Source organism: Cellulosimicrobium cellulans, assembly GCF_006539945.1.
Classification (GTDB): domain Bacteria; phylum Actinomycetota; class Actinomycetes; order Actinomycetales; family Cellulomonadaceae; genus Cellulosimicrobium; species Cellulosimicrobium cellulans.
This window is the reverse complement of the sequence record NZ_BJNZ01000047.1, coordinates 1-6802: the sequence shown is the minus strand read 5'-3', so window position 1 is coordinate 6802 and position 6802 is coordinate 1. Positions and strand designations below refer to the sequence as shown.

Sequence of the window (6802 nt, the reverse complement as noted above, 5' to 3'; positions counted from 1 at the left end):
GTCCGCGATCGCGAACGGCACGTTCAACATCCGCGCCAACGTCTGCGCCAGATACGTCTTGCCCGTCCCCGTCGGACCGATCAGCAAGATGTTCGACTTCGCCAGCTCCACGTAGTCCGGGTCGTCGGTCGCGGGGGCGTCGCCGGACTCCTCGGCGGCAGCGGCGGCGCGGACGCGCTTGTAGTGGTTGTGGACCGCGACGGCCAGGGCACGCTTGGCGCCGTCCTGCCCCACCACGTAGCGGCTGAGGTGCGCGAAGATCTCGTGCGGCGTCGGGAGAGGGCCGTCACCGGTCACGACGTCCTGCGACGCGTTCTCCGCCTCGCGGTCCTCCTCGACCATCTCGAGGCACAGCGCCACGCACTCGTCGCAGATGAAGACCCCCGCGGGCCCGGCGATGAGCCGCTTCACCTGGCGCTGGGACTTGCCGCAGAACGAGCAGGTCAGCGCGTCCGCCGCGCGTGGTCCGCGCTGGCCGCGGGGAGCGCCGTCGTCGGTGCCGTCGGAGCGTGCCACAGGGGCCTCCAGTCGGTGGGGGTAGCGGTCGACTGCGGCCGATCGTAGCCCGCGCCCACGACAACGTGGGCGCGCCCCGGCCCGGCCCCCTCCGGCGTCGGGCCCGGGAGGTGGCGACGGGTCAGGACCCCGCGGCGGGGGTGACCTCGCGGGCGCGGACGGGCGCGACGACGTCGCGCACGTCGGCCGGCGCCGTCCGGCCCGCCGCGCGACGACGCGCCGCCGCGCGGCGCAGCCACTTGTCCGCCTCGACCACGAGGGGGACGACCAGCGACACGACGAGGCACGCGAGCCACTGCCCGGACGTCAGGCTCGTCGTCTCGAGCAGCTCCTGGAGGATGCGCGACTCGACCATGAGGAGCGTGAGCACGACGGGGATCGTGAAGATGAGGAGCGCCTTGAGCACGGGGGCCGCGAGCCCGGACTCCGGGTCGCGGCGCATCGCCAGGCCGCCGAGGACGGACCCGAGGGCCATGACGACGAACGCCATCGTCACCGGCACCGACGGGCCGTCGGAGCGCATCTCGCCGGGCGCGAGCAGCAGCGTCGCGAGCGTGACCCCGAACAGCACGGCCCCGTAGAGGAGCCACCGACTCACGGCCTGCGGGTTGGTGATCGTGACCTTCGGGTCGCGCGGGGGCCGGCTCATGAGCGCCTCGCTCGGCGGGTCGAGCATGATGACGATCACCGGGAACAGCGTGACGAAGAAGTTGAGGAAGAGCACCATGAGCGGCGAGAGCGGCACGCCGTCGTTGATGTCGAAGATGCTCGCCGTGAGGAACAGGAGCACGAGGCCGAACAGCCCCGCCATCTGGTACCGCACGTAGGACACGATCTTCTCGTAGATGCTCCGGCCGAGGCGGATCGCGGTGACGAGCGTGCCGAAGTTGTCGTCCGTGAGGATCATCTTCCCGGCCTGCTTGGTCACCTCGCTCCCGGACCCCATCGCGACGCCGATGTCGGCCTGCTTGAGGGCGGCGGCGTCGTTCACGGCGTCGCCCGTCATCGCGACGACGAGGCCCTCCTGCTGCATGAGCCGCGCGAGGCGGAGCTTGTCCTGCGGGGTGACGCGGCCGAACACGTGGAGGTTCGGCAGCGCGGCGAGGAGCTCGTCGTCGGTCATGGCCTGGATGTCGGCGCCCGACGCCGCGCCCGGCCCCAGCCCGAGCTCCTTGCCGATCGCGGCGGCGGTGATCGCGTGGTCGCCCGTGATCATGCGGACGTCGATCCCGGCGCCGTGCGCCACCCGCACCGCCTCGACCGACGAGGGCCGCAGCGGGTCGATGATGCCCACGAGCCCCACGAACACGAGGTCCGTCACGAACGACATGGGGTCGGCCTGCACGTCGGCGTCCGTCACCTCCAGCCGGCGCACCGCGAACGCGAGGACGCGCAGTCCCTTCTCCGACAGCTCGCGGTTCGCGGCGAGGACCTCGTCGCGCGCGTCGTCGATCGGGACGACCGTCCCGTCGGGTCGCAGGACGCCGGAGCAGCGCGCGAGCACGACGTCGGGCCCGCCCTTGACGATCCCGGCGAGCCGCGGCTCGCCGTCGACCGGGACGTGGTGGAACGTCGCCATGAACTTGTAGTCGGAGTCGAACGGCACCTCGGCGACGCGCGGGTACGCGCGACGCGTCTCCTCGGCGTCGACGCCCATCTTGGCGGCGAGCACGACGAGCGCCGCCTCGGTCGGGTCGCCGACGACGTCGCCCGCGTCGGACACGGTGGCGTCGCTGTCGAGGCACAGCCCGTACGCGAGGTAGGTGAAGTCGGGCGTCGCGCTCCCGGCGGCGTGCCGGATCGAGCCCTGCTTGGCGTAGCCCTCGCCCGCGACGGTGTACCACTCGCCCCGGAAGTACAGCGACCGCACGGTCATCTGGTTCATCGTGAGCGTGCCGGTCTTGTCGGAGTTGATGGCGCTCGTCGCGCCGAGCGTCTCGACGTCCGTGAGGTTCTTGACCACGGCCTTCGCGGCGGCGAGCTGCTTGGCGCCGTACGCGAGCATGCCCTGCACGAACGTCGGCAGGCTCGTGGGGATCGCGGAGATCGCCATGGAGATGCCGAGCAGCAGCAGGGCGGTGAGGCTCTGCCCGCGCAGCAGCCCGATGATCACGATGATCGCGACCGCGCCCCAGGCGACGATCCCGAGCACCTTCGTCAGCGAGTCGAGCTCACGCTGCAGCGGGGACCGCGCGGTCTTCACCGTGGAGAGCATCGTCGCGATGCGGCCCATCTGCGTGCTCATGCCGGTCTCGGTCACGACGATGGTCGCCGTCCCGCGCGTCACGGACGTGTTCTGGAACGCCATGTTCACGCGGTCGCCGAGCGCGACGTCGGCGGATCCCAGCGCGGGCGACGACTTGCCGATCGGTGCGCTCTCGCCCGTGAGCGCGGCCTCCTGCGTCTCGAGCGTCGCCGACCGCAGGATGCGCCCGTCGGCGGGCACGATGTCGCCGGCCTCGAGCTGCACGACGTCACCGGCGACGAGGTCGACCGCGGGCACGCTCGCGACGGACCCGCTGCGCACGACGCGCGCCTGCGGCGTCTGCGTGCGCGCCAGCGCGTCGACCGTCGCGCGCGCCTGGATCTCCTGGCGCGTGCCGAGCACGACGTTGAGCACGACGAGCAGGGCCACGATCACGCCCACCGGGATCTCCCCGATGACGACGCTGACCACCGCGACGGCGACGAGCATGATGTTCATCGGGTCGGCGAGCTGGCCGAGCAGGATGCGCCACCGGGACGGCGGCGGCTCGGCGACGATCTCGTTGGGCCCGTCGCGGTCGAGCCGCGCGCGAGCCTCGGCGACGGTGAGGCCGTCGGCCGCGTCCGACCCGAGCGCCGCGACGACGGCGTCGGCCTCCTGGGCGTACCAGGCCGGGGGCTCGGAGGACGTGCTCGACGTGGTGGGGGAGGCGGAGGCGTGCTGACCGGCCTCCGGGGCCGTAGCGCTCATGGCCGGATCATGGCACCGACGGTGGGCCACGGCGCGCGGAAGGCGCGCGGCGCACGACGACGGTCCGACCGGTCCGGCCCGGCGTCAGCCCGCGAGCAGCAGCAGGCGGCTCGTCATCCGGAACGCGTCGGGTCGGTCGGGGAGCGCGCCCCGGAAGGTCGCGAGGTCGTGGGGCGACGTGACGACGAGCTCGACGTCCGCGTCCACGAGCACGTCCACGACCGCGATGAACCGCTGCTGCGCCTCGCGGTCCACGTCGGTGAGGAGAGGGACGTCGGTCACGACCCAGCGGCGGTATCCCGCGACCCGTGGGCTGGGGCGACGAGCCCGCGGTCGGCGAGCTGCGCCGTCGTGCCGGGGCGGAACCACGCGCCTGCGGCGAACCCTCCGCGCCCGCGACCTCCGAGCGTCCGGTAGTCGGTCGGCCCGGCGAGCTCGACCACGTCGAGGTGCGCTCGCAGGAGCGCGATCCCCGGCTCGGCGACGTGGTGCCACAACGGGTTCGGCAGCAGCGTGCCCGGCTCGTCGTTCGACGTCGCGAGCACGACGACGCCCGACGCGAACGCCCGGCGCAGGAGCCGGGTGAGCAGGGTCGCGTCGCCGGTGTCGTGGAGGTGGAGCTCGTCGAGGTAGAGCAGCGTCGTCCCGCGCAGGATGTCGTCGATCGCGGCGTCGACGGCGCCGGGGCGTGGCTCCGGCGACTCCTCCCGCGACTCCTCCGGCGGGCCGGGCGGCGTCGGCGCGGTCGGCCGGGTGCGCCGGCCGTGCGTCGGGCCACCCTGCCCGACGGCGGGGCGCGGCCCGGCGAGGGCGCTCACCCGCTGGGCGTGGATCGCCGCGTGCAGCGCGCGGAACAGGTCGTACACGTGGACCCGCTCGGCCGCGCCGGCGGGGAGCCCGGCCGCCAGGGCGGCGAAGAACGCCCCTGCCAGCCACGACTTCCCCCGCCCCGCGGGCCCCCACACGTACAGCCCGCGGACGGGGCGGCGCCGGGACCCCGTGAGCTCGTCGCCGAGCCGCGCGAGCCGGTCGAGGAGCGCGGACTGGTCCGCGTCGAGCGCGAACCCTTCGCGCGACGCCGCCGCCTCGACCGCACGCCGGGTGCGGTCGAGGCGGGAGCGGGTCATCGTGCCAGCCTAGGCAGCGGGGCGGCGCAGGGCCTTGACCCAGACGCTGACGACGTCCCACACGGTGATGACGACGGTCGCCGCGATGATCCCGTTCGAGAGCCACGTGAGCGAGTCGCCGCCCGTGACCTCGAGGAACGCGGGGTTCACGAGGCGGTCGGCGCTCGCGAGCCAGACGACGGTGCCGGCGAACAGGGCCCCGACGACGGTGTTGGCGACCGCGAGGCCCACGGTCCACCGGCCGCGCGCGTACACGAGGATCGTGAGCACGATCTCGGCCGCGACGAGCGCGACGAGCACGCCGGTCCAGACGGGCCACAGGTCGGGCTGCAGCACGGGGACCGCGGTGCCGTCGGGGCCCCGGTAGGTCGCGACCTTCTGGAGGAGCAGCACGGCGGCCACCAGGACGAGCAGGCCGACCGACACGACCGTGTCGACGAGCGTGACCTCGCGGGGTGCGCGCTCGGTCGGGAGGCGGTCGACGGTCCAGGGGCCGGTGAGCTCGTCCTGGCTCCGCGGGGCGCCGTAGCGCTCGAGGAGGACGAAGACGAGCGTCGTCCAGAACGCGATCTGGAGGGCGACGGAGGCGGTCGTCCAGATGCCGCTCCAGATGGCCGACCCGACGGGTCCGCCGTCGACCAGGTCCGTCGTGAGCACGATCGCCCCGGGGATGAGGCTGACCCAGAGCAGCACCTTGAGGAGGCGCAGCCAGTCGAGGTAGAGCGTCGGCCCGATGAGGTACAACGGGCGACCGGCGAGGTCGGCCGCGAGGCGGTCGGGGTCGCCGAGGTCGTTGAGGACGTCGGTCTCGGCCCGGGTCGGGTCGATGCCGGCCTCGACCTTCGCCTCGACCGCGTCGGCGACGGACGCGCGCAGCTCTTGCTCGAGGTCGGCGTGCTGGTCCGCGGGGACGCGGCGCAGCGTCGCGGCGACGTAGCGGTCGGTGAGCGTCATGACGTGCCTTCCTGGGAGTCGATGGTCCGGAGGCTCTGCGCGATCGCGAGCCATTCGTCGAGCAGGTCGCGGGCGAAGCGCTCGCCCGCGGGGGAGGTGCGGTAGAACTTGCGCGGCCGCGCCTCGTCGGTGTTCCACTCGCTCACGAGCAGGCCCTGCTTCTCGAGCCGGCGCAGGAGCGGGTAGAGCGTGTTGGCGTCGACGGGGACGCCCGCTGCGGCGAGCGCCTCGAGGAGCCCGTAGCCGTAGCCGGGCGTGCGCAGCAGCAGCAGGCTCGCGACGACGACGGAGCCGCGTCGCACCTCCTGGCTGTGCCCGGCGTAGATCTCGGGATCGGTCATGTTTCACACCATAGTGTGTGAAGCACAGTATGCACAAGAGACACATCATCGTGTCGACGCGAGAGCGCTAGACTGGAACGGTTCCAGAGAAGAGTGCGTACCTGCCGCGGGAGGCCGAGTGACCGACCTGATCGACACCACCGAGATGTACCTGAAGTCGATCTACGAGCTGCAGGAGGAGGGGATCCCTCCGCTGCGCGCGCGGATCGCCGAGCGCCTCGGGCACTCGGGGCCGACCGTCTCCCAGACCGTCGCGCGCATGGAGCGCGACGGCCTCGTCGTCGTCGGCGGGGATCGCCAGCTCGAGCTCACGACGCTCGGGCAGCAGACGGCGGTGCGCGTCATGCGCAAGCACCGCCTCGCCGAGCGGCTCCTCACCGACGTCATCAAGCTCGACTGGGAGCAGGTGCACACCGAGGCCTGCCGCTGGGAGCACGTCATGAGCGACCTCGTCGAGCAGCGCCTCGTCGCGCTCCTCGACCACCCCGCGCACGACCCCTACGGCAACCCGATCCCGGGTCTGCGCGAGCTGGGCGAGGATCTGCCCGAGGTCGAGTACCTCGACGGCGTCGTGTCCCTCCCGGTGCACCTCGCCGCGCGCGGCGCGACCGACGGGGACGAGGTGCGCGTTCTCCTCCAGCGCATCGCCGAGCCGGTCCAGGTCGACGTCGACCTCCTCGCGCGCTTCGCCGAGGCGGGCGTCTTCCCGCGCCAGACTCTCGTCGTCGCGGTGAACCACGGCGTCGTCACGGTCTCGGGCGACGGCGCGCAGACCGTCCTGGACCTGCCCGACGACGTAGCGCGCCACCTCTTCGTGACAGCGGACTGACCCGTCGCCCCGGGAGGGGCCGAACACGACATGAGGGTCGTTATCCGGTGGATAACGACCCTCATGTCGTTCTCGAGGG

Annotated in this window: 7 protein-coding genes; 1 reads left to right on the top strand and 6 read right to left on the bottom strand. The window is 72.9% G+C overall.

All coding sequences use genetic code 11. The features are described from left to right. The 6 genes from CCE02nite_RS20150 to CCE02nite_RS20125 form a co-directional block, all read right to left on the bottom strand. A partial coding sequence (locus CCE02nite_RS20150; RefSeq protein WP_141391364.1) for a ClpX C4-type zinc finger protein occupies positions 1-516 on the bottom strand: 516 nt, incomplete at its 3' end. A 121-nt stretch (positions 517-637) separates the two neighbouring features. Further along, positions 638-3472: a cation-translocating P-type ATPase gene (locus CCE02nite_RS20145; protein ID WP_141391363.1), complete on the bottom strand. Its 2835-nt coding sequence runs from the start codon at positions 3470-3472 to the stop codon at positions 638-640. 84 nt (positions 3473-3556) lie between these two features. Next, positions 3557-3754 carry an AFG1/ZapE family ATPase gene (gene zapE / locus CCE02nite_RS20610; protein ID WP_170227393.1) on the bottom strand — a complete coding sequence of 66 codons (198 nt, stop codon included), beginning with the start codon at positions 3752-3754 and terminating at the stop codon, positions 3557-3559. Continuing rightward, the gene (gene zapE / locus CCE02nite_RS20135; RefSeq protein ID WP_141391361.1) at positions 3751-4599 is read right to left on the bottom strand and encodes an AFG1/ZapE family ATPase; all 849 of its coding nucleotides are present in this window, start codon (positions 4597-4599) and stop codon (positions 3751-3753) included. The genes zapE (CCE02nite_RS20610) and zapE (CCE02nite_RS20135) overlap by 4 nt, the downstream gene beginning before the upstream one ends. A 9-nt stretch (positions 4600-4608) precedes the next feature. Beyond that, positions 4609-5553: a permease prefix domain 1-containing protein gene (locus CCE02nite_RS20130; protein ID WP_141391360.1), complete on the bottom strand. Its 945-nt coding sequence runs from the start codon at positions 5551-5553 to the stop codon at positions 4609-4611. After that, positions 5550-5894 (bottom strand): PadR family transcriptional regulator, encoded by a 345-nt coding sequence (locus CCE02nite_RS20125; RefSeq protein WP_087470506.1) that lies wholly within the window; start codon positions 5892-5894, stop codon positions 5550-5552. The genes CCE02nite_RS20130 and CCE02nite_RS20125 overlap by 4 nt, the downstream gene beginning before the upstream one ends. A gap of 118 nt (positions 5895-6012) precedes the next feature. Between CCE02nite_RS20125 and CCE02nite_RS20120 the strand changes: the two genes are divergently transcribed. Beyond that, positions 6013-6723 (top strand): iron-dependent transcriptional repressor DtxR, encoded by a 711-nt coding sequence (locus CCE02nite_RS20120; protein WP_141391359.1) that lies wholly within the window; start codon positions 6013-6015, stop codon positions 6721-6723. Positions 6724-6802 lie beyond the last annotated feature (79 nt).